The sequence below is a fragment of the Pedobacter sp. GW821-FHT01D05 genome (genome assembly GCF_059422505.1).
This window is the reverse complement of sequence record NZ_JBWKXA010000008.1, coordinates 152,110-172,974: the sequence shown is the minus strand read 5'-3', so window position 1 is coordinate 172,974 and position 20,865 is coordinate 152,110. Positions and strand designations below refer to the sequence as shown.

Sequence of the window (20,865 nt, the reverse complement as noted above, 5' to 3'; positions counted from 1 at the left end):
CTATGCAAAGCAAAAAATCATTACTCTCATCATTCCTTATCTTCGCAGCAGGAGTGGTTATATTCTTTATCGTCCGTAAGGGGATCGACCATTTTACTAGTAAGGAGGACGATTTCGAAAGCCAGGCAACGGAGACCTTGGTATTTAACAAGGATATAGGCGAGCTTCGCCTCATCTCAGATACCACGGTTAGCTTAAGCGAATACCTTAAGGGAAAAACGCCCATGAACAGAATGCTGATCTTACTGGATGGAGGATGCTCCATGTGCGCTGCAAACTTGAAAGAGGCTAAACTGCTTATCGAAAAGCACCATATCGATCAGGAACGGCTACTGTTTATTGGGTATGGTGCAGGCCTGCCGCAGTTAAAATTTGTAACAAACAGTATTTACGGACCTGACTGCACAATGTTTATGGATCCCCAGTACCATTTTGGAAATGCCAATAAGATTGATCCTAATGGCAATTTTAAGGCAATGATCGTTAATAAGGAATGGAAGATCCTCGCAAAGGGCGACCTGTTGAACCATAAGGAAAACCTTGAAAAATTAATCCCATACTTAAGCAAATGAAAAAAATCTATATTATCCTCTCCTTAAGCCTAACCATTTTATCGTGCCGTGAGCCAAAATTTTTGGAAAATGCCACTTACATAAGTGATGACGATTTTCAGCAAATCCAGGCTGTCGCAAAACCGGTCAGCTTAAAAGGCTTCAACGCTAAGATCAAACACCTTTCGCTTTCAGATGAGGATGAGCTTATACTTATTGATAGCCTTAAACAGGTAGATCTATTTAGCAATAATTTTGAAATGCAGGATCAGATCAAGCTTGTAGACGATGTGATCGCTCCTCAGGATATTATTTCAACCCAAAAATCGTTCTACCTCTACGATTTTAGCCTGAACAAACTTTTTCAGTTTGGGCAAAAAGAGAAAGAACCTTATGCGCTTTCGAACACGATTATTATGGAAGAAGAATTACGCGGGCTGACAAGTATCTCCAAAGTTTCTGATTCGCTGGTCGTGGCAACATCGATCAATAATATCAAGGGCAAATTGTTGATGATCAAGATCGATTCGACCCCTAGAGTGTTGAAATATTTTGGTTCAGTTGATAAAGAAGATGCCGAGAGCAACTATATTACCGGGATGAAATATAGGTCTACATGTACCTATGATCGATATACTGATCGGATATTTGTAGCGTCCTATTTTACGGATGTAATGGAGGGCTATGATAGGCAAGGGAAAATGTTATTTCGGACTCATGGAATTGGGGGGTTCGAACCCGAATATGAGGTTAAAAGAATGGGCAGTAGCCAGATCCTCGTCAATACCAAGAAGACCCGACGTGCCTTTTTATCGCTCACTACAGACGAGAAATATGTTTACGCTTTATATGATGGCAAACCTATGAAAGATTTAAGGAAATCGTTTAGCAGAACAATCTATATCTTCGATAAAAAAGGGAAACCACTCAAAAAGATTCAACTTAATGTTAAGGCATATGGAATAAAAGCAGATCCGCATAGAAAGAAGCTATATATCTACGCCATTTCGAATAGTAGCGCACCCTTATTAAGCATCGATACTGCCATTTTATAAAATACCAGAATAGCGATCAGAACGTTTAAATTAGATAGGTAGATAGCGCATGATTGTAAATTTAATTCCACAAGGTATTAATTTCCATCAGCAAAGACCATCAATGAATAAATAGACAGATCATTTTCTAACCATCAAAACAGAACAGGAATTAAAATAAAAACGGGCTTTATGAATTAAAAACATTAATCATTACATTTGCCCTTGGTGAAAAACTTTGTATTCCTTTTTTCCATTTATCTGATCCTTCTGGGCCTAATGCCCTGCCAGGATAAGGAAGATATGGTTTCCAAGTCTCACACGGAAAGTACTGTGCATAGCGATGATGCAAAAGCTGAGCATATGCATGGAGAATCCTGTCCGCCATTCTGCAGCTGTGCCTGCTGCTCGGTGGGTCAACACTTTCCAACCGAAAAGTTAACAGATCTGATTGTTCCGGTATTCCGGAAACCATACCCGGTTTTCCAGTGCTCTGCATTGAAAAAACAACCGCTTGATATTTGGCAACCGCCTAAACTCGTTTAATCAATTTTTTATCTCATGGAGCTCTCCATGAAAAGCATGCTTTTTTACAAGCACAATTTTGCACCGTGAGGTGCAATAATATCTGCTATTTATTGATTTTTGATTTAAACGACAATGCTGAACAGAATAATACAATTCTCCATCAGGCAGAAACTGCTGGTGGGAATTATGATACTGGCGCTGATTGCCTGGGGCATATACTCCATTAGGCAGCTGCCCATAGATGCCCTTCCCGATATTACCAATAATCAGGTCCAGATTATTACCTCCTCGCCAAGTAACGGCGCGGAAGATATTGAGCGCTTTGTAACCTACCCGGTAGAACAAACTATGGCCACTATTCCCGGGATTGAAGAAATCCGTTCCTTTAGCAGGTTCGGCCTTTCAGTTGTGACAGTGGTATTTAAGGAAAATGTAGAGATTTACTGGGCCCGCCAACAGGTGAGCGAAAGGCTTGCCGAGGTAGAAAGAGCCATTCCGAAAGGGATCGGCACACCCGAGGTTGCACCGTTAACAACCGGACTGGGAGAGATTTACCAGTATGTAATCCATCCCAAAAAAGGATATGAAAAAAAGTATGATGCCACCGAGCTCCGCACCATTCAAGACTGGATTGTTCGCCGTCAGCTCCTGGGCGTAGAGGGCATAGCAGATGTGAGCAGCTTTGGGGGATACCTCAAACAGTATGAGATTGCCCTCAATCCTGATAAGCTCAGAAGCATGGATATCTCCATCAGCGACATTTTTAAGGCACTTGAAAAAAACAACCAGAACACTGGCGGATCTTATATCGATAAGAAGCCCAATGCCTATTTTATCAGGAGCGAAGGACTTATCAATAGTATCGAGGACATTGAGAACATCGTAGTACGGACCAATGAGAACAGCATTCCCGTGCTGATCCGAAATGTAGCAGAAGTGCGGATCGGTGCGGCCACCAGGTATGGTGCCATGACCAGAAACGATCAGGGCGAGGTAGTGGGGGCAGTAGTAATGATGCTAAAGGGTGCCAATTCTTCAAAGGTTATTGCAAACGTAAAAACCCGGATGGATCTGATTGCAAAGAATCTTCCAGAGGGCGTGGTGATCGAACCATTCCTCGATCGCACAAAACTGGTAGACAGTGCCATTGGTACGGTGGCTAAAAACCTGGCAGAAGGTGCATTGATTGTGATCTTTGTACTGGTACTGCTTTTGGGGAATTTCCGTGCCGGACTGATTGTGGCCTCGGTTATTCCGCTTGCCATGCTTTTTGCCATATGCCTGATGAACCTTTTTGGCGTCAGCGGAAACCTGATGAGCCTTGGCGCTATAGACTTTGGGCTAATTGTAGACGGAGCGGTAATTATAGTAGAGGCATCTCTCCACCATCTGGGTATCCGAAAAAACAAAAACAGGTTAAGCCAGCAAGAGATGGACACAGAGATTTTTGAATCTGCTTCCAAGATCCGTAACAGTGCTGCTTTTGGCGAAATCATTATCCTCATCGTTTACCTACCTATTCTGGCACTGGTTGGTATAGAAGGCAAGATGTTTAGGCCAATGGCCCAAACGGTGGCATTTGCTATCCTTGGTGCTTTTATCTTGTCGTTAACTTATGTGCCGATGATGAGTGCGCTGTTTCTAAACAAAACCATCAGCACCAAAAGAAATATCTCAGACCGGATTATGTCTTTTTTTCAAAAGGTGTACACCCCAATGCTCAATTTTGCACTTCGGGCAAGGGTGGCCGTTGTGGGCATTGCCGTAGGGTTATTTGCCATTTGCCTTATTATTTTCAATTACCTGGGCGCCGAATTTATTCCTACGCTAGAGGAGGGCGACTTTGCCGTAGAAACCCGGGTACTTACCGGAAGCAGCCTTTCTCAGACCATTGAGGCCGCTACACGTGCTGCAAAAGTATTAAAGGCAAACTTTCCTGAAGTAAAAGAGGTAATCGGAAAGATTGGCTCCAGCGAGATTCCAACCGACCCCATGCCGGTTGAAGCCTGTGATCTGATTATTATCTTAAAGGATAAGGGCGACTGGACCAATGCTTCGACGAGAGACGAGCTTGCAGGCAAAATGCAGGCCAAGCTCGAACAGTATATTCCAGGGGTTACTTTCGGATTTCAGCAGCCCATCCAGATGCGCTTTAATGAACTCATGACCGGCGCAAGGCAAGATGTGGTCATCAAGATCTATGGAGAGGATTTTTCGAAGCTAAGTGCCTATGCAGCTAAAATTGGAGCGATAGCCAGAAAAATAGATGGTGCCGAGGATGTGTATGTGGAACAGGCCTCGGGACTTCCACAGGTCATCATCAAATTTCATAGAGAAAAGATTGCGCAGTTCGGACTGAACATCGAGGATGTGAATACGGCTATCCGCTCGGGCTTTGCTGGTGAAGTGGCTGGTCTTGTATTCGAGGGCGAAAAACGATTTGATATGGTTGTCCGCCTGGAAAAAGAAAACAGGCAATCGCTGGAGGATGTGAAGAACCTCTTTGTAACCGCATCCAATGGAAACCAGATCCCGCTGGAACAGTTGGCTGATATCCAGTATAGGGAAGGACCAAACCAGATCCAGCGTGATGATGCAAAGCGACGGATTACCGTTGGCTTTAATGTGAGGGGAAGAGATGTGGAAAGTATTGTAAAGGAAATTCAGCAGAAGATTGATACCGAGGTTAAGTTTTTACCAGGATATTATCCAACCTTTGGCGGCACTTTTGAGAACCTGCAGGCAGCCACCAAAAGATTGGGTATTGCCGTACCATTGGCACTACTGCTTATTTTACTACTGCTTTACCTTACTTTTTCATCGATTAAACATGCGCTTTTAATTTTTACCGCAATTCCCTTGTCGGCCATTGGCGGTGTGTTCGCCCTATGGGCACGGGGCATGCCCTTTAGTATCTCCGCAGGCATCGGTTTTATTGCGCTTTTTGGCGTGGCGGTACTGAATGGTATCGTACTGATCAGTGAATTTAACAGGTTAAAAAAAGAAGGAATGAACGATATTCTCGAAATTATCAGAACAGGAACTTCGGTTAGGCTTCGCCCGGTGATTATGACGGCCCTTGTAGCCTCTTTGGGCTTTCTTCCAATGGCTATCTCGGGTGGCAGCGGTGCTGAAGTGCAGCGTCCATTGGCAACGGTTGTTATTGGTGGACTGATCTCTGCAACACTGTTGACCCTTTTGGTACTTCCGGTGCTTTATATCTGGGTAGAAAAAATAGGACGCAAAAAAGTAAGAATTGCTCCCGTAGCAGGTATAATCATTATGTTTATTGCCTTGTTTGGATTGCAGCCCGCTAAGGCACAAACTGCGTTAACCCTTGAACAGGCGGTATCTTCGGCACTGGAAAACAACAGGGCGATTAGCGGAGCTAACCTTGGTGTAGGGCTGCAGCAGGCGCTCAGGAAAAGCGCTTTCGAAATGCCCAAAACCGAAGTGTCTTTGCTTTATGGACAGTATAACAGTCTCGTTAAAAACGACAACAACTTTACCGTTTCGCAAAGCATTCCCTTCCCAACACTTTTTGCTGCAAATGCGGCATTAGGAGATGAACGTATCAAAGCTGGCCAGCTTCAGGTGGCTTCAAGTAAAAACGAACTCATTTTTCAGGTGAAGACGGTTTATACCAATCTTCAGTACCTCTATTCGAAGGAAAAACTGCTGCTCGAGCAAGACAGCATCTACAAGGGATTTGTAAAATCGGCTTCGCTGAAGTACAAAACAGGGGAGGGAAACCTGCTCGAAAAAGTAGCCGCTGAGACGCAGCTTAAGGAGGTACAGAACCTGCTCGATCAAGACCGGTCTGATATCGAAATTTATAAAACGCAGCTTGCTACGCTTCTTGGCAAGGGCGGGCTGCCCCTAATTGCCGACAAGTTTTTAAGGGAAACACCCGAGATTTCGATCGGAGATACGGCGCTTCTAGACGAAAATCCAGCCATTGCCTATTTCAGGCAACAGATTGTTATTGCCGAAAAGCAGCGCAAAGTAGAATTGGCCAAAGTACTTCCCGATTTTACGCTAGGCTATTTTAACCAGTCGCTAACCGGTTTTCAAAACGTTAATGGCAATGATGTTTTCTTTGGCCGCGACAAACGTTTTCAGGGCTTTCAGGTGGGGCTTTCCGTTCCACTATTTTACCGGGCCTATTCGGCGAAGGCAAAGGCTGCATCCATTAACAAGGATATTGCTTCGAACGACCTGGAACTCCAGCAGCGAAAACTAACAGGCCAGTACCAGCAGGCCCTGGGCGAATACCTGAAAAACAGGAAACGTTACGACTATTTTATTACTTCGGCCCTGGCCAATGCAGCACTGATATTGAAAAACAGCCGTATTGCCTATCAGAACGGCGAAATAGGCTATTCGGAATACCTGTTGAACCTTAAACAGGCGAATGGTATTTACGAAGGGCGGCTGATGGCCCTGCTCCAGTTAAGCCAGAGCATCAATCAGATAGAATTTTTAACCGGTAACAACAAATCATTTTAAGTACAAATCTCATGAGATCCATATATAAATATTTTATCCTGTTATCCTTTCCATTTTATCTGGCTGGCTGTAGCAGTCCCAACTCGGAGAAGGCGCCCGAAAAAGAGCCCGTTCACGAAGAGCGCGATATCGTAACCCTTACCCCAGAGCAGCACAAGCTATCAGAAATTACGTTGGGAGCCATTGAGCTAAAGGAATTAAGCGGAACAACGAAAGTAAACGGCATGCTCGACCTTCCCCCGCAAAGCCTGGTATCTATTTCCACACCGCTGGAAGGGATTGTAAAAAGTACCGATATGTTGCAGGGAAAACGGGTAGCCAAAGGGGCGCTTGTAGCCGTAATGCAGAATCCTGAATTTATCCAGATGCAACAAGATTATCTGGACTATAAAAGCCAGCTGCAATTTTTAAAGCAGGAGTTAGACCGCCAGGAGGAATTGGCAAAGGAAAACGTAAATTCCAAAAAAGCATTGCAGAAAGCAAGGAGCGAATACCAGAGTGTGAGTGCAAGATTGCTGGGGCAGCGTTCAAAACTTTCCATTATGAACATCAGTTTTTCAGCACTGGAAAAAGGACAGATCCAGAAAACCTTCAACCTCTATACACCAATGGCGGGTTATGTTACGCAGGTTAATACCAATATAGGTGCCTTTGCCAGCACCACCGATGTACTGTTCAAAATTGCCGATACCGAGCACCTGCATGCAGAGCTTACGGTATTTGAAAAAGATGTACCCAAGCTTAAGCTGGGGCAGAAAGTCCGCTTTGTACTGGCTAACGAGGAAAAGGAACGCATGGCTACGGTTTATCTCATTGGCCGGGAAATTAGCAAAGAGCGTACCGTGCAAATTCACTGCCACCTGGATAAGGAGGATACACAATTGCTTCCGGGTATGTACCTTAAGGCTTATGTAGAAAGCGGAATGAACAAGGTTGAAGCACTACCTGATGCGGCAATTGTTGAATTTGAAGGCAAAAAGTTCGTGTTTATAGATCAGCCTGCTGATAAGGGCAGTAACACTTATCGGTACAGGATGATGGAAGTAAAAACAGGAGTTGCCGAAAATGGTTACACCCAGGTTTCTTTCGCCGGGCAGATCAGTGATGTGAAGGTGGTAACAAAAGGCGCCTACGATCTGTTGAGCAAGGTTAAGAATGCCGAAGAAGAAGGTGAGGAGCATTAAGTGTTAAGCTTTATAGCTGGTGGAAATTGATGCCATGGATAACAGTTTATTTTTAAAAGATCCGTTTACACGTTTGGTACCCGCTAGTTCTATTTGCAATTGATGATAAATTCATGATTGATATGTGGTCTTCTCTTTAGGCCGCATATCAATTTATACCGCCGTATGGAAAGGATCTGCGCACTTTCCGTGGAAACAACACAATATGTCTTAAATCAATACGGTATTATCGCATTAACCATACAACAGTGATATGCGAATATCAGACCGCTTTCCCGTTCTGTTTTGATCAGAAAAATCGTAACTTGCAGTAGACCAAATATACTAGCATGCAGTTGTTATTGCCCTACGCTGACCCAACGAAATATCTACAGGAACTGACCACGAAGTACGGTTTTTCCTCAAGAGATACCTGGTCGTCCAAGAGCATTATGCTTCCAGAGCATATGGGGACTGGATTTGTTCAGGTTTTTATCAAAAACGACATCCATTTTTTTCGCGGCATCTGGGATTTTAATGAACCTACACAATTTTATTCTCCCGACCCGGTCGGACAGCGCGGGTTGATCGATTTTCGGATCAGCAATGAAGACCAGCTCTTACATTCCGCTGCGTTGGAAGGCGCTAAGAAATTTGGCTGGGAAATTACCCGTGTTGATGGAATACGGTTTTTTATTCCGGAGGCATACTTTACAGGAGGTATAACGGAGTTAAGCAGACGGTTTCTAAGCTGTGCACATCATCCTCAAGTTAAACAGCTCATCAAGCAACTCTTTAAAATTTCCGCCCGTGACTTTTCCAATACCATGCTTCTGGACGCCAAGTTGACGGAATTTATATATTACCTGATCCGCCATTTAAGTCAGAAGGAAATAGAACCTACTGATAGCGATGGCCTTACCCAAAGACGTCTGGACAGTATAAGGGAAGCACATACCCGGATCATGTCTAACATGGACACAGAAATAAGCGTTTTGCAGCTGAGCCGTTGGGTTGGACTGAATGAGTGTGATCTTAAAAGGGATTTTAAAAAAGTATACGGACTCCCGATCCGTCAATATATTATTCAACAAAAAATCCAGATGGCAAACCTATTGGTTGCCGAAAACCATGTTGATCTTGCCGAAGCTGCAAGGAGTTTGGGCTATACCAATATCAGGTATTTCGAAATGCTTTTTAAGCGTTATTACGGTAAAATATAGAAATTCCCGTTTCGACTGAATTAATTCCCGTTTCGATTTTTATAATGCATGCATAATAATTAGTTTCATATCAGCAAGCAAAACTTGCCGCTAACCAACTATTTTTATGCTGAATTTATCTGTGCTTTTGGAGGATAGTGCCTCAAGATTCGGAACCCGTCTGGCCTTCAGTTCCGGCAGCACTGATTTTACTTTTCACCAGGTAAATGTTATGGCCAACCAGCTAGCCAACGCACTTAAAAAATTAGGCATCCGTGAAGGTGAAAAGGTGGCCATGACTTGCCCAAACTGCATCTGGTTTCCCGTTATTTATTATGCAGTGCTAAAAACAGGTGCTGTAATGGTTCCATTGAATATCCTCCTTAAGTCTGATGAAATAAAATACCACCTTCAAGACTCCCAGGCAGCGTTTTATTTTTGTTTTGAAGGAACTCCAGAAATGCCAGTTGGAAAATTAGGCTGGAATGCTTTCGATGAGGTACCTGGCTGCAGGGATTTTGTTTTGATCGGTGCTGACAAGCCTGTCGGGGAAAGAAGTTATACGTTAGCTGAACTGATGGCCGGAGAAGATGAAGCCTTTGATAGCTGCGTTACTGATGCAGAAGATACGGCTGTGATTATTTATACATCAGGAACTACAGGAAGGCCAAAAGGCGCAGAACTTACCCATATCAATCTTTATTGCAATGCCGTTCTCTCGGCTGAATTGTTTTCCCTTTCCCAAACAGACGTCCAATTGATTGTTCTTCCGTTATTCCATGTATTCGGTATGACGGTGTTGATGAATGCGGGCCTTTACAGGGCAGCTCATGGTATCCTTTTGCCTCGGTTTGATGCGAAAGATGTTATCGAAAATATCAATAAACATCAGGTAAGCATCTTTGCAGGCGTGCCCACAATGTACTGGGTAATGGCCAGCTATATCCATCCCGAAATCACTGACCAGCAGGTGGGGAATGCTTTGCGGATCTGCATTTCTGGCGGAGCTTCTCTGCCACTGGCTGTACTTGAGGGTTTTGAGCAAAGGTTCAGTGTTCAGGTGCAGGAAGGATATGGGATGAGCGAAGGCTCCCCGGTAGTCACCTTCAACGATCCAAAGATCGGGCGCAAACCCGGATCTATCGGAACCCCGGTTTGGGGTGTCTGCGTAAAAATAATCGATCAGGAAGGTCAAGAGGTTGCAAACGGTGAAAAAGGAGAGCTGATCTACAAAGGGCATAATGTGATGAAAGGCTATTTCCGCAGGCCGGATGAAACCCGGGAAGTACTGCGCAACGGCTGGCTGCACTCTGGTGATATTGCCATAAAAGATGGCGATGGCTTCTATTTCATTGTTGACAGACTAAAAGATATGATCATCAGAGGTGGTATGAATATTTATCCAAGAGAAGTAGAAGAGGTGATGATGAAGCATCCGGCAGTATCGCTTGCCGCTGTTGTGGGCGTACCGGATGATAAACTTGGTGAAGAAGTAAAAGCATTTATTGTATTAAAAGAAAACCAGCAGGTTGCTGAAAGAGAGATTATCGACTGGTGCAGGGCGATGCTGGCCTCTTATAAGTGTCCCCGCTATGTGGAATTTAGAGCGGTATTGCCTTTAACTGCTACCGGAAAACTGCTTAAAAAAGAACTGAAAAATAATTTATAATGATGAAAAAGACCATTCTGATAAAAGTGCTTATTTTCTTTCTGCTGGGATCAATGGATGCCATGGCACAGCGAGATACCGTAAAGCTCAAAGATGTAAAATATGGAAGTTTTGAACGTAACCTCATGGATGTTTACCTTCCACCGGGCCGGGCACCCAAAACACCTTTTGTGATCCTGATCCATGGCGGTGCATGGGTGCAGGCCGGCAAGGAATATGTCAGGGATTTTCAGCAGTACCTGCTTAGCCAAGGTATTGCTTCAGTTAATATTAACCATAGGTATGCCAATGATTCTACTGTTCATTATAAACAGATAATGGAGGATGTAGACAGCGCGGTAAAGTATTGTGCAGACCATGCCGGTCAATGGAATACCCGTGCGGATGGTTTTAGTATTGCAGGTTTTAGCTCGGGGGCACATCTGGCACTTTTGTATGGGTATACCACACAAAGAAAAATAAATGCCATAGTAGATTTCAGTGGCCCCAATAACTTTACTGATACCGCTACACTGAATTATTGTGTAAAGGCAGGACTGATAGGATTGGTAGAAAAAATTACTGGCGACCGCTTTACGGGTGTTAGCCATGTGCCAGCAAGTTTTTCATTGGCAAGTCCTTATACCCATGTTAAAAACATCCCTACTTTCATTGCGCATGGAACCATCGATCCGGTTGTAAAAGTTATCCAGTCGCAGCAGCTGGCCCAAAAACTTCAGCGTATGCATGTTCCTGTGAAATTTATTGAAGTGCAAGGCCTGGCACATGATCTGGATAAAAAACCGCAGGAAAAGCTAAAATTATACCAGGCTGCTGCTGCATGGCTCAAAAAATACGGACAAAAAAGATAAAATATGAACAGATTAAGCACATTGTCCCTGGTCATGCTAATGGCATGTACAGCCGTTTTCGCACAGCAGACAAAAAAACAGAAAAACACAGTGAGGCCCCTTACTGCAGCAGAGGTGAGTACCCGCTTATCGCCGGAAATCAAATTACTCGCCTTCGGGCCTGTTTCAAAACTTGATAGTACCTTTATTGCCAATGCAAGAAAAGCGGATAAGGCACGTCCAACGCCTAAGCTTAAAAACGCAGATAGTGTAGAAATTTCCGACCTGAATATACCAGGGCTGGAAAAAGGCGATCCGCTGGTGCCCATACGGGTTTACCGGCCAAAGTACGCCAACGGGAATGTTCCATTACTGGTTTGGTTTCATGGCGGTGGTTTTATAGCGGGAAATCTTACCAGTGATCACCAAGCCTGCGCTACGATGAGTATCCGCTCCCAGGTAGTGGTCATATCGGTCGATTACAGGCTTGCCCCCGAACATGTATTTCCGGCCGGGGTGAACGATGGTTATTCAACCCTGCTCTGGGGTATTTCCAATGCAAAAACTTATGGGATAGATACCGCTAAAGTTGGTGTGGGCGGCGGAAGTGCCGGAGCAGCAATTGCAGGAAGCATCGTACTTAAGGCCAGGGCAGAAAAAGGCCCGAAAATAAAAGCCCAACTGCTGGTTTTTCCTCCTGCAGATATGGATACAACCCATGTGTCGGTAGTGGAGTTATGGAATATTCCCGGTGTTAAGGGAGCCGACATGCCCCGCTACCTAAAATATTATCTTGGCGAAAAACAGTATAAAAATGTTCCTGAACATGCACTGCCCGGGCTGACCCAAAATTTAAAGGGCCTGCCGCCAACCTATATTTTAACCTGTGGCGTCGATCCTTTGAGGGATGGTGCACTTTTATATGCGCAAAGACTTATTGATGCGGGAATATTTACAGAGCTGCACAATTACGCCGGATACCCTCATGGCTTTGTTCCTGAACGGGCAAATACAGAACTCTACTACATGGCAAAAAAACTACTGAACCAATAATATAAACTATCGGTTATGAAAAGAAAATTACACAACAATCTAAACTACGGTAAGCTTTTTATGCTTTTGGCCATGTTGCTGTTTGCTGGTATATGCAACGCTCAAATCAACACTTTTTCAGGTAAAGTTACCGACGAGCAGGGAAATGCTATTCCCGGTGCAAGTATTAAACTGAAAATAACCGGACGAAGCACGACTACCGACCAGAACGGTGAATTTGTTTTTGCCAATATCAGTGCCCCAAAGGAAACTGCAACCGTTTCTTTTTTGGGTTTTGTAACCCGGGAAATAGCTTTGTTAGCCAACGCTAAAGCGGTGATCAGGATGACAACAGCGGTGAATACCATGGATGAAGTGGTGGTTACCGGAATGTTCGATAAGCGAAAACGTATTGATGCTTCCGTAGCCATTACCACCTTAAACAGTGCACAGATTGAACGTACTGTACCGGCAAGTGCTGCCGACCTTTTAAAAAATGCACCAGGCGTATTTGTAAATTCATCAAATGGTGAGATCAGGAACAGTGTTGCCTCACGCGGCATCACCGCAGGTTCGCAAGACGGTAGTTTTGGGTATGAATATGTTTCGATGCAGGAAGATGGAATCCCGGTAACCAATATTACCTATTTCAGTTATGGACCCGATTTTTTCCTCAGGCCAGATGCAACCCTGGCCCGTTTAGAAGCTGTACGGGGCGGAACGGCCTCAGTTACGGCGGCCAATGCGCCAGGCGGGATCTTTAATTATGTTTCTAAAACCGGAGGTAATACCTTTGAGGGCGAATTCAGAACCAAATATGGCTTTCAGGGAAGTGATGGCGGTAATCCGCTCGCACGCATTGATCTGGATCTGGGCGGTCCGATCAAAGATAACTGGTTTTACAATATCGGTGGTTTTTACCGCTATGATCAAACTGGCCGCTACCCGGGCTATCCCATTAATAAGGGTGGACAGATCAAGGCAAACCTTTTAAAGAAATATAAAACCGGTTCCCTAAAAATAATCGGTAAATACCTTCATGATAAAAACGGATATGCCCAGTTACTGCCTACCAACAGTTTCTCAGACCCAAAACCAAGTGAAGGATTCGATATATTTTCAACGATCCTGATGCCTAAATTTGATTTTACCTCCCCACGGTATATCGGAGGGGGCGATATCTCTTTAAATCCGGCTAATGTGGTAGAAAGCAAATATAAATCGATAGGAGCCTTGTGGGAACAGCAGTTGGGCAAAGGCTGGTCGCTCAGCAATGCTTTCCGCTACTCCCGGAATGATATCAATTACAATACCACAAACGGCTCAATTATGAGTGGTACCGATTTTAGCAGTTATTTTCTGCTTTCAGGGATGACCGGACTTGGATTTGGGAACTATTCGTTCAAGGATGCCAAAACCGGAACTGAACTAATGAGCATCAATGCAGCACCCGGACCGGGCGGTTTGCCGGCTTACACGATCGTTAAGGATGTATTGCCAGGACAGGGCGTAAGCCCGCATTCCCTTTATTTTTCTGTATTGGGCAGTTATGAGAATCAGGTGAATGAGGTTATCAACCAGTTTGCCGTTAATAAAAAGCTTAAAAATATGAGCTTTAACGCAGGGATGTACTATGGAAGATCGAAAGCCCACCGCTTCTCCGGAATTAATGGAGTTGCTTTGGGTACCATCGAAAACCGGCCAAAACTCGTAAATCTTACCTTTACGGGCAGCACCCTGGGTGGCACTACCGGGGTTCATCAGGTAACTAATGCTGAAGGAATTGCACAGGCTAACGGCGACACAGGCGGCTTTCTTGATTTTAACGTAACGCAGGCACAATACGCCTTTTTCTTCAGCCAAACCTGGAGCCTGACCGATAAACTGACCTTTGATTGGGGAGGAAGGTACGAAACAGCCAAAGTAGAGGCGCATAACCAGCGTACTTACTTTAAAACCGGTTTGCAGGGCGGAACCGATAATGATCCGAAAACCTTCTTCAATAACAATACGCTCGATCGTATCAGCTCGGTAGAATTTGAAAAAAGATTAAATACTTTCTCTTTTTCAGGTGCACTCAATTATAAGTTCGATGACAATACAGCAGTATACACCCGTTACTCAAGAGGTAAAAAATCACCGGATATGGATGTATATTTTGCGGCCAACAGGCCCGAAACAGTGGCTTTGTTAAATCCTGAAGTACGTACCACCGAACAGGTAGAACTTGGCCTGAAAGCCCGGAGGAAAGACCTCGATTTATTTATTACGCCTTTTTACAGCATGTTGAGCGGAGTGCCAAACGGTTCGATTTTTACCAACGCAGATGCAACACTTTATACCACGCCCTCCCTGTATAGCAAGTACCGCACGTTTGGGGTAGAGATAGAAGGCGATTATAACCTGACCAAAACCTTAAGCCTGAGGGCTGTTGCAACCTTTCAGCGTTCCAAAATTGTGGAGGCAGAATATTGGGTAGCCAATGGCCCTGGAATAGCAGACGACACCAAAATATCTTATTCAGGTAACGAAACAGATAACAATGCTAGGATCATATCACGCATTACATCCACTTATCACAATGATAAACTCTATCTTTTTCTCACCTGGTCTTATCTTGGCAAAAGACAGGCCAACGCCCCTAACGTGTTTTACCTGCCTTCCTTCTCCAATTTTGATATCGGCGCAGGGTACAACCTCACACGTAAAATAACTTTAAGCGCAAACATCAATAACCTGTTCAATAATTATCAGGTAATGAGCTGGGCCCGGCCCGGAAACCTGTTAACACAGTTAAGTGGGGCAGGAAGCTTTAATAAGGCACAGTTTGATGCTGTGGTGGCCAATAATACACCTTATTTTACCATTTCCAACCCACCAAGGGCTTATTACTTAACGGCTTCGTACAAGTTTTAATTAGTTAGCTATATTTGATATTAACAATATCGGTCTTATGAAACGTATACTCCTGTTCCTCTCCATTACCACCATGTGTTTGTCGCTGCACGCACAGCAGGCGGTCCATTCCGGTGCCTTTCATCCTGAGCGTTTAGCCCGGATAGACCGTGTGGTTCAAAGTTACATCGATAGCAACTGGATTGTGGGGGCAGTATGCCTGGTAATGAAGGATGGGAAGCCAGCCTATTTTAAAGCATTTGGTATGGACGATAAAGAAAAAGGCAGGCCGATGCATAAAGATGCTATATTTCGTATTGCATCCCAAACCAAAGCCATAACCAGTACAGCGGTGATGATGTTGTGGGAGGAGGGAAAGTTCCTGCTTGATGATCCGGTCTCTAAATATATTCCCTCATTTGCCAGGCCCAAAGTGCTCGATAAGTTTAACGAAAAGGACAGCAGTTATACCACCCTGCCTGCTAAACGCGAAATTACCATCAGGGATCTGCTTACGCACACTTCCGGATTAGGTTATGCACAGATCGGTTCGGCCAAAATGCAGGCCATTTATGCCAAAGCTGGCATACAGGCCGGATTTTCGGACCATCAGCAGCTTTTGGCTGATGCTGTGAATAAACTGGGTACTTTGCCGCTGGAATATAACCCTGGCGAACGTTTTAACTATAGTTTAAGTATTGATGTTCTGGGAAGGCTGGTGGAGGTCGCTTCCGGCATGTCCTTAGACAGGTTCTTTGCCGAAAGAATATTTGCACCCCTGGGGATGAACGATACCTATTTTCATCTGCCTGAAACCAAAAGGAGTAGATTGGTAACTGCATATACCGAAGATGCGAAGACCCGTAAGCCCGTTAAATGGGTTGATGGTACATTTCCGGGTAGTTCGATAAATTATCCGGTAAATAACAATGGTTATTTCGCAGGTGGGGCCGGTTTGGTATCTACCATAACTGATTACGCTGCTTTCCTGCAACTGTTTATCAATAAAGGGAATTATCAAGGTAAGCAACTGCTGGCAAGGCATACTGTTGATCTGATGACCAGGAACCAGATCGGGGATATCTCACTGGGTGATGATAAGTTCGGAATTGGTTTTCAGCTTACAACGGCTAAGGGAAGTGGCAAATTAGGCTTATCTGAAGGAAGCATTTCCTGGGGAGGTTTTTTCGCAACCTCGTATTGGGCCGATCCAAAAGAAAAACTTTCAGGCCTTTTATTCCTCCAGCAGTGGCCCTTTAAACATAGTGAACTCAGCGACAAATATAAAGTGCTGGTTTATCAGGCACTAAATTAATAATCTGCCAGAGGAAACCGTTTGTCGATGCTGCGATAAGCGCGATTAAACCTATTATTAATGGTCTGAAGTGCAGCTTTGTTGGTCAACAAGGTAATAAATTTTTTCAACTGTGGTGCTTTCGCTATGCCTGTCTGGTCTGCACCGTTCTGCATATTTGATCTCCCTAAAGATCCATATCCTTCTTGCAATTTTGGAAGATGCAACAGGCCAGATCCTCTTTTATTTTATGAATCAGATCTGTTCAAAGGTTACTAAACAACTAATTTCGTATTAATAGGTAACCAACCTCAGGAAGCATGTATGAACGTTTAAAAAATCTCTTGTCGCCGCTTTTTATCTTTTGCCTTGTGCTCTTGATCCTCAACGACTTCCTGCTGAAAGCTACTTTTCATAATGCGCTTACCGGTAAACTTTCCGATTTCTGTGGACTATTTATTTTTCCGATTTTTTGGTCGGCCGTCTTCCCTAAATTTAAATCGTGGGTCTTTATTATCAGTGGCATATTGTTCGTTTTCTGGAAAAGTGAATATGCTTCCGGACTGATTGAATTAATGAATACCATCTTTCCCATCGAGCGGACGGTTGATCCTACCGATTTGTTTGCCTTACCTGTGCTGTTTTGGGGCTGGTTGCATCTCAAAGGTAGAACGCAGCTCGTGATAAATAATTCGATATTGGCTCGCCTGGGCACTGCGTTTATTGCACTTGTTGCCATTTTCTCTTTCTGCGCCACCAGTATGCAGAAGTATATCCAGTCTTTTGATCATCCTCAATATGTGCTTTTGCGGTCTGCTGTAACACCAGATGTTAAGCTTTATGATGAATTTGAATTTTACAGGAAGGATTCGTTGCTCGTTGTCAAGGTTAACCATCAGTATATCAGCAAGCCTGTTATAGATGATGATTACAATAAGAACCGTTCGCTCGCAGATCTTGACGGGAACACCTTAGCAAGAATAGGAGATAGCACAAGCCTGATGCCTCCGGGAGAAATTACTGCTTTGGCCGTTGAGACCCCACAGGGCCAAGATTCTTTAAGGTTTAAGGGCGGAAGGCTGGATGGCAGATTCACCAGGACAAAAAACGGCAAGTTGATTATTGAAGGCTTCTACAAAATGGGTATTGAAGACTCTATTTGGACCATTAAGGATAGTATAAGTAATACGGTAATTAAACAAACCATTGTAAAGGGAGAACGAACCCGGGTTGAGCAATTACGCGATGGTAAGTTGGTTTCCTCGACCAGTATCAACACCCGGGCAGACAGCATTAGGAATACCTACATCAAGATTGGAATGCTGGCACTGTGCATGGTTGGCATTATCTTCGTGTTACGCAGAAACTATCGCAAGACCTTTCCTCACCAGCTTGCGCTCAAATTGCATTGGAAATGGCTATTATGCCTGGTCTCGCCAATTTTTGTATGGCTATCATACCTTGGTGTGACCATATTACTCATGGATTATAGCCCGGATATCTTTGACACCCTGGCAGCAATTGTTTTCATTTTTATGGCAACTTGCCCGCTCATGCTTGTTGCCGTTTTTGGGGTCAAGTTGAGAAAGGAAGTCGACATTGTGTTGTACTGCTTGTTGCTAGGGCTTGCATGCAGCATCTGGACAATATCTGGTATCCTTATTGAACTTACTAATTAGCATATCGTGAAAACTAAATGTAACTGACAGGTGTTAGGTATCATGAAGTAAATCAGTTAATTAAGCGGTAAAAATGGGTAATTGCATATATTGCTTAAATTTTTGCTGTATAGGTACCTAGCCACAGGATAAATATGAATACCAGAAGAGATTTTCTACAAAAAATGGGTGCATCAGCATTGATGCTGCAATTGGGATCGATATCGGCATTTGCCAACGCTTTTGACCAGATCGAACAGCCTTACCAGGGTAGGGTACTCCGGGTAGCCATCATGGGTTTAGGTGGATACGGCTCCCGTGTAGCAGAAGCGATGAAGGCCTGTACCAAGGCGAAGCTGGTAGGTGTAATTAGTGGTACACCTTCAAAAATTAAAGAATGGCAAACGAAGTACAACATCCCGGAAAAGAATTGTTATAACTACGACAACTTCGATCAGGTAAAAAATAATCCGGATATAGATGCGATTTATGTGATTACGCCAAATGCACTGCACCATAGTCAGGTTATCCGGGTAGCAAAAGCAGGGAAACATGCCATATGCGAGAAACCGATGGCATTGAATGCCAAAGAGGGACAAGAAATGCTTGATGCTTGTAAAAAAGCAAATGTGAAGTTATTGGTTGGCTACAGGCTGCATTTTGAACCCCGCACACTCGAGGTAATCCGAATGAGAAATGCGGGCGAATTCGGCAAAATCAGGTTTTTCCAGGGACAATGTGGTTTTAAAGCAGGCGATCCCGCACAATGGCGATTAAACAAAGCGCTCGCAGGCGGGGGATCTATGATGGATATTGGAATCTATGCAATTAACGGAGCCAGGTATATGATAGGCGAAGAACCGATCTGGGTAACTGCTCAGGAAACCAAGACCGACCCTGTAAAGTTTAAAGAAGGTGTAGATGAAACCATACAATTTCAATTGGGTTTCCCGAGTGGTGCCGTAGCCTCCTGCTTGTCTAGTTATAACATCAATCACCTGGATAGATTTTTTATGAGCGGCGACAAAGGATTTGCAGAAATGCAACCTTCTACGGGTTATGGTCCAATTAAGGGTAGAACACATCAGGGTGAACTCACGCAGCCCATAACTACGCATCAAACTGTACAGATGGATGAAATGGCAACTATTATTTTTGAAGATAATAAGCCGGTAGTGCCTGTAAACGGTGAAGAAGGTTTGAAAGATCTTAAAATTATTGATGCCATCTACCAGGCCGTAAAAACAGGAAAACAGGTCAAACTAACTGCTTAGAAATGGGCTAAAGCAGATTTATGGTGTAATAGGTGCCTTTTGCCCTGCAAGGTCCCGGCGAAATAGCTTCAAGGCCTTTTTTAGTGCCATCATGCATTAGTCTTCAAGTAAAAAGAAAACTTTTAAAAAAGAGAGGCTGTTTGAAGATCAGGTGGTTATAAACTTCAGGCAAATAATTGTTAGCATTCATAAATAATGAACAGGTATTCTGGTTATTAGCAATTAACTTTGCAAGCATACCCATATCTGTCCAAACATGAAGTGGATTACAAGAGAAAGACCGAAAATTGACCGTATTGCCTGCCCATGGCTGATCAGAAGGTTTATAGACCCTGAAGCAGAGATTATCTATGTGCCGTTTGAAAAAGTAATCATTACCGCAAGTGAGCTTGGAGCTATTCCTTTTGACCTGCCAGGTGTAGAATACAGCCACTATGATGACCAATGTACCTTTGATTATTTTTTGAAAAAGCATGGGTTAAAAGATGTAGCCCTCGACCGTATGGCCGCAATTATTCGTGGAGCAGATACCGACAGGCTTGATTTTGCGCCGCAGGCGGCTGGTCTTTCTGCTATTTTTCTCGGTCTTTCCCGTAACATCACCGATGATCAGGAGCTGCTCGAACTTGGGATAAAGGTATACGATGGCCTTTACACCTGGGCAAAACACCTGCATGATCAAAAGCATACCCAATCGCCGGTAGAGCATCTTTTGCTTGATGTATACAACCGTTACCTGAAATCCAGTTCCAAAAAAGCACCCGAATGGACCAGAGCACTCAAAGAGATGATCCAGGACCAGATGGATACCAATATGAGCATGAGCCTGCAGCAGGCATCAGATGAATTGGAAATCAATCCGGCCTATCTATCCAGGGAATTTTCCCGGTATTTTGACAACCTTTCTTTTGGCGACTACATCCGTAAAATGCGCATCGAAAAAGCAGTTGTCTTAATGCAGACGCCTTCTTATACCCTTACCGAAATTGCCTACCTGACCGGATTTTCCGATCAGAGCCATTTTAACCGGATTTTCAAGAAGCAGACCGGGGAAAATCCATCCGCGTTCCGAAAAAACCTGCTTAAAGGTAAAAAGGATACAAAATAGTCAAATCCGTACAATTTTTGGGGTTTCTCGTTGTCTAATATTGTACTGTCAAGTACATACAGAGCCATGGAAGATCATAATATATCCCGCAGACGGCTGATTCAGGGTGGAGCATTGC

14 protein-coding genes are annotated in these 20,865 nt (G+C 44.0%); all 14 read left to right on the top strand.

The window, feature by feature from the left end:
• Positions 1-2: 2 nt before the first annotated feature.
• The 14 genes from AC07VK_RS23120 to AC07VK_RS23055 all read left to right on the top strand — a co-directional run bounded on the left by AC07VK_RS23120 (position 3) and on the right by AC07VK_RS23055 (position 20,747).
• Positions 3-572, top strand: a complete 570-nt coding sequence (locus AC07VK_RS23120) for a hypothetical protein (RefSeq protein ID WP_492963233.1) — start codon at positions 3-5, stop codon at positions 570-572.
• On the top strand, positions 569-1,606 hold the full coding sequence (locus tag AC07VK_RS23115) for a BF3164 family lipoprotein (protein WP_492963235.1): 1,038 nt from the start codon (positions 569-571) through the stop codon (positions 1,604-1,606). Before AC07VK_RS23120 ends, AC07VK_RS23115 begins: the two co-directional genes overlap by 4 nt.
• A 207-nt stretch (positions 1,607-1,813) precedes the next feature.
• The gene (locus AC07VK_RS23110) at positions 1,814-2,131 is read left to right on the top strand and encodes a DUF6660 family protein (protein WP_492954252.1); all 318 of its coding nucleotides are present in this window, start codon (positions 1,814-1,816) and stop codon (positions 2,129-2,131) included.
• A 114-nt stretch (positions 2,132-2,245) separates the two neighbouring features.
• Positions 2,246-6,622 (top strand): CusA/CzcA family heavy metal efflux RND transporter, encoded by a 4,377-nt coding sequence (locus tag AC07VK_RS23105; protein WP_492963237.1) that lies wholly within the window; start codon positions 2,246-2,248, stop codon positions 6,620-6,622.
• An 11-nt stretch (positions 6,623-6,633) separates the two neighbouring features.
• Entirely contained in the window at positions 6,634-7,806 is a 1,173-nt protein-coding gene (locus AC07VK_RS23100; protein ID WP_492963239.1) for an efflux RND transporter periplasmic adaptor subunit, read from the top strand.
• A gap of 329 nt (positions 7,807-8,135) precedes the next feature.
• Positions 8,136-9,008: a helix-turn-helix domain-containing protein gene (locus AC07VK_RS23095; protein ID WP_492963241.1), complete on the top strand. Its 873-nt coding sequence runs from the start codon at positions 8,136-8,138 to the stop codon at positions 9,006-9,008.
• Between the two features lie 106 nt (positions 9,009-9,114).
• Entirely contained in the window at positions 9,115-10,656 is a 1,542-nt protein-coding gene (locus AC07VK_RS23090; protein ID WP_492963243.1) for a long-chain-fatty-acid--CoA ligase, read from the top strand.
• Positions 10,656-11,507 (top strand): alpha/beta hydrolase fold domain-containing protein, encoded by an 852-nt coding sequence (locus AC07VK_RS23085; RefSeq protein ID WP_492963245.1) that lies wholly within the window; start codon positions 10,656-10,658, stop codon positions 11,505-11,507. Before AC07VK_RS23090 ends, AC07VK_RS23085 begins: the two co-directional genes overlap by 1 nt.
• A 3-nt stretch (positions 11,508-11,510) precedes the next feature.
• Entirely contained in the window at positions 11,511-12,539 is a 1,029-nt protein-coding gene (locus AC07VK_RS23080; protein WP_492963247.1) for an alpha/beta hydrolase, read from the top strand.
• A gap of 15 nt (positions 12,540-12,554) precedes the next feature.
• On the top strand, positions 12,555-15,434 hold the full coding sequence (locus AC07VK_RS23075; protein ID WP_492963249.1) for a TonB-dependent receptor domain-containing protein: 2,880 nt from the start codon (positions 12,555-12,557) through the stop codon (positions 15,432-15,434).
• Positions 15,435-15,471: 37 nt separating this feature from the next.
• Complete coding sequence (locus tag AC07VK_RS23070; protein WP_492963251.1) at positions 15,472-16,728, top strand: serine hydrolase domain-containing protein; 1,257 nt, start codon at positions 15,472-15,474, stop codon at positions 16,726-16,728.
• A gap of 299 nt (positions 16,729-17,027) precedes the next feature.
• Positions 17,028-18,386, top strand: coding sequence for a hypothetical protein (locus tag AC07VK_RS23065; protein WP_492963253.1), 1,359 nt, complete (start codon positions 17,028-17,030; stop codon positions 18,384-18,386).
• Positions 18,387-18,520: 134 nt separating this feature from the next.
• Positions 18,521-19,639, top strand: coding sequence for a Gfo/Idh/MocA family protein (locus AC07VK_RS23060; RefSeq protein WP_492963255.1), 1,119 nt, complete (start codon positions 18,521-18,523; stop codon positions 19,637-19,639).
• A 256-nt stretch (positions 19,640-19,895) separates the two neighbouring features.
• Entirely contained in the window at positions 19,896-20,747 is an 852-nt protein-coding gene (locus AC07VK_RS23055) for a chromate resistance protein ChrB domain-containing protein (protein WP_492963257.1), read from the top strand.
• Positions 20,748-20,865 lie beyond the last annotated feature (118 nt).

What these genes read in the sequence shown, in the direction of transcription:
- AC07VK_RS23090 (WP_492963243.1), top strand. Translation starts at nt 9,115, where the DNA reads ATGCTGAATTTATCTGTGCTTTTGGAGGATAGTGCCTCAAGATTCGGA.
- AC07VK_RS23080 (WP_492963247.1), top strand. Translation starts at nt 11,511, where the DNA reads ATGAACAGATTAAGCACATTGTCCCTGGTCATGCTAATGGCATGTACA.
- AC07VK_RS23055 (WP_492963257.1), top strand. Translation starts at nt 19,896, where the DNA reads ATGAAGTGGATTACAAGAGAAAGACCGAAAATTGACCGTATTGCCTGC.
- AC07VK_RS23100 (WP_492963239.1), top strand. Translation starts at nt 6,634, where the DNA reads ATGAGATCCATATATAAATATTTTATCCTGTTATCCTTTCCATTTTAT.
- AC07VK_RS23075 (WP_492963249.1), top strand. Translation starts at nt 12,555, where the DNA reads ATGAAAAGAAAATTACACAACAATCTAAACTACGGTAAGCTTTTTATG.
- AC07VK_RS23120 (WP_492963233.1), top strand. Translation starts at nt 3, where the DNA reads ATGCAAAGCAAAAAATCATTACTCTCATCATTCCTTATCTTCGCAGCA.
- AC07VK_RS23095 (WP_492963241.1), top strand. Translation starts at nt 8,136, where the DNA reads ATGCAGTTGTTATTGCCCTACGCTGACCCAACGAAATATCTACAGGAA.
- AC07VK_RS23060 (WP_492963255.1), top strand. Translation starts at nt 18,521, where the DNA reads ATGAATACCAGAAGAGATTTTCTACAAAAAATGGGTGCATCAGCATTG.
- AC07VK_RS23105 (WP_492963237.1), top strand. Translation starts at nt 2,246, where the DNA reads ATGCTGAACAGAATAATACAATTCTCCATCAGGCAGAAACTGCTGGTG.
- AC07VK_RS23085 (WP_492963245.1), top strand. Translation starts at nt 10,656, where the DNA reads ATGATGAAAAAGACCATTCTGATAAAAGTGCTTATTTTCTTTCTGCTG.
- AC07VK_RS23065 (WP_492963253.1), top strand. Translation starts at nt 17,028, where the DNA reads ATGTATGAACGTTTAAAAAATCTCTTGTCGCCGCTTTTTATCTTTTGC.
- AC07VK_RS23070 (WP_492963251.1), top strand. Translation starts at nt 15,472, where the DNA reads ATGAAACGTATACTCCTGTTCCTCTCCATTACCACCATGTGTTTGTCG.
- AC07VK_RS23115 (WP_492963235.1), top strand. Translation starts at nt 569, where the DNA reads ATGAAAAAAATCTATATTATCCTCTCCTTAAGCCTAACCATTTTATCG.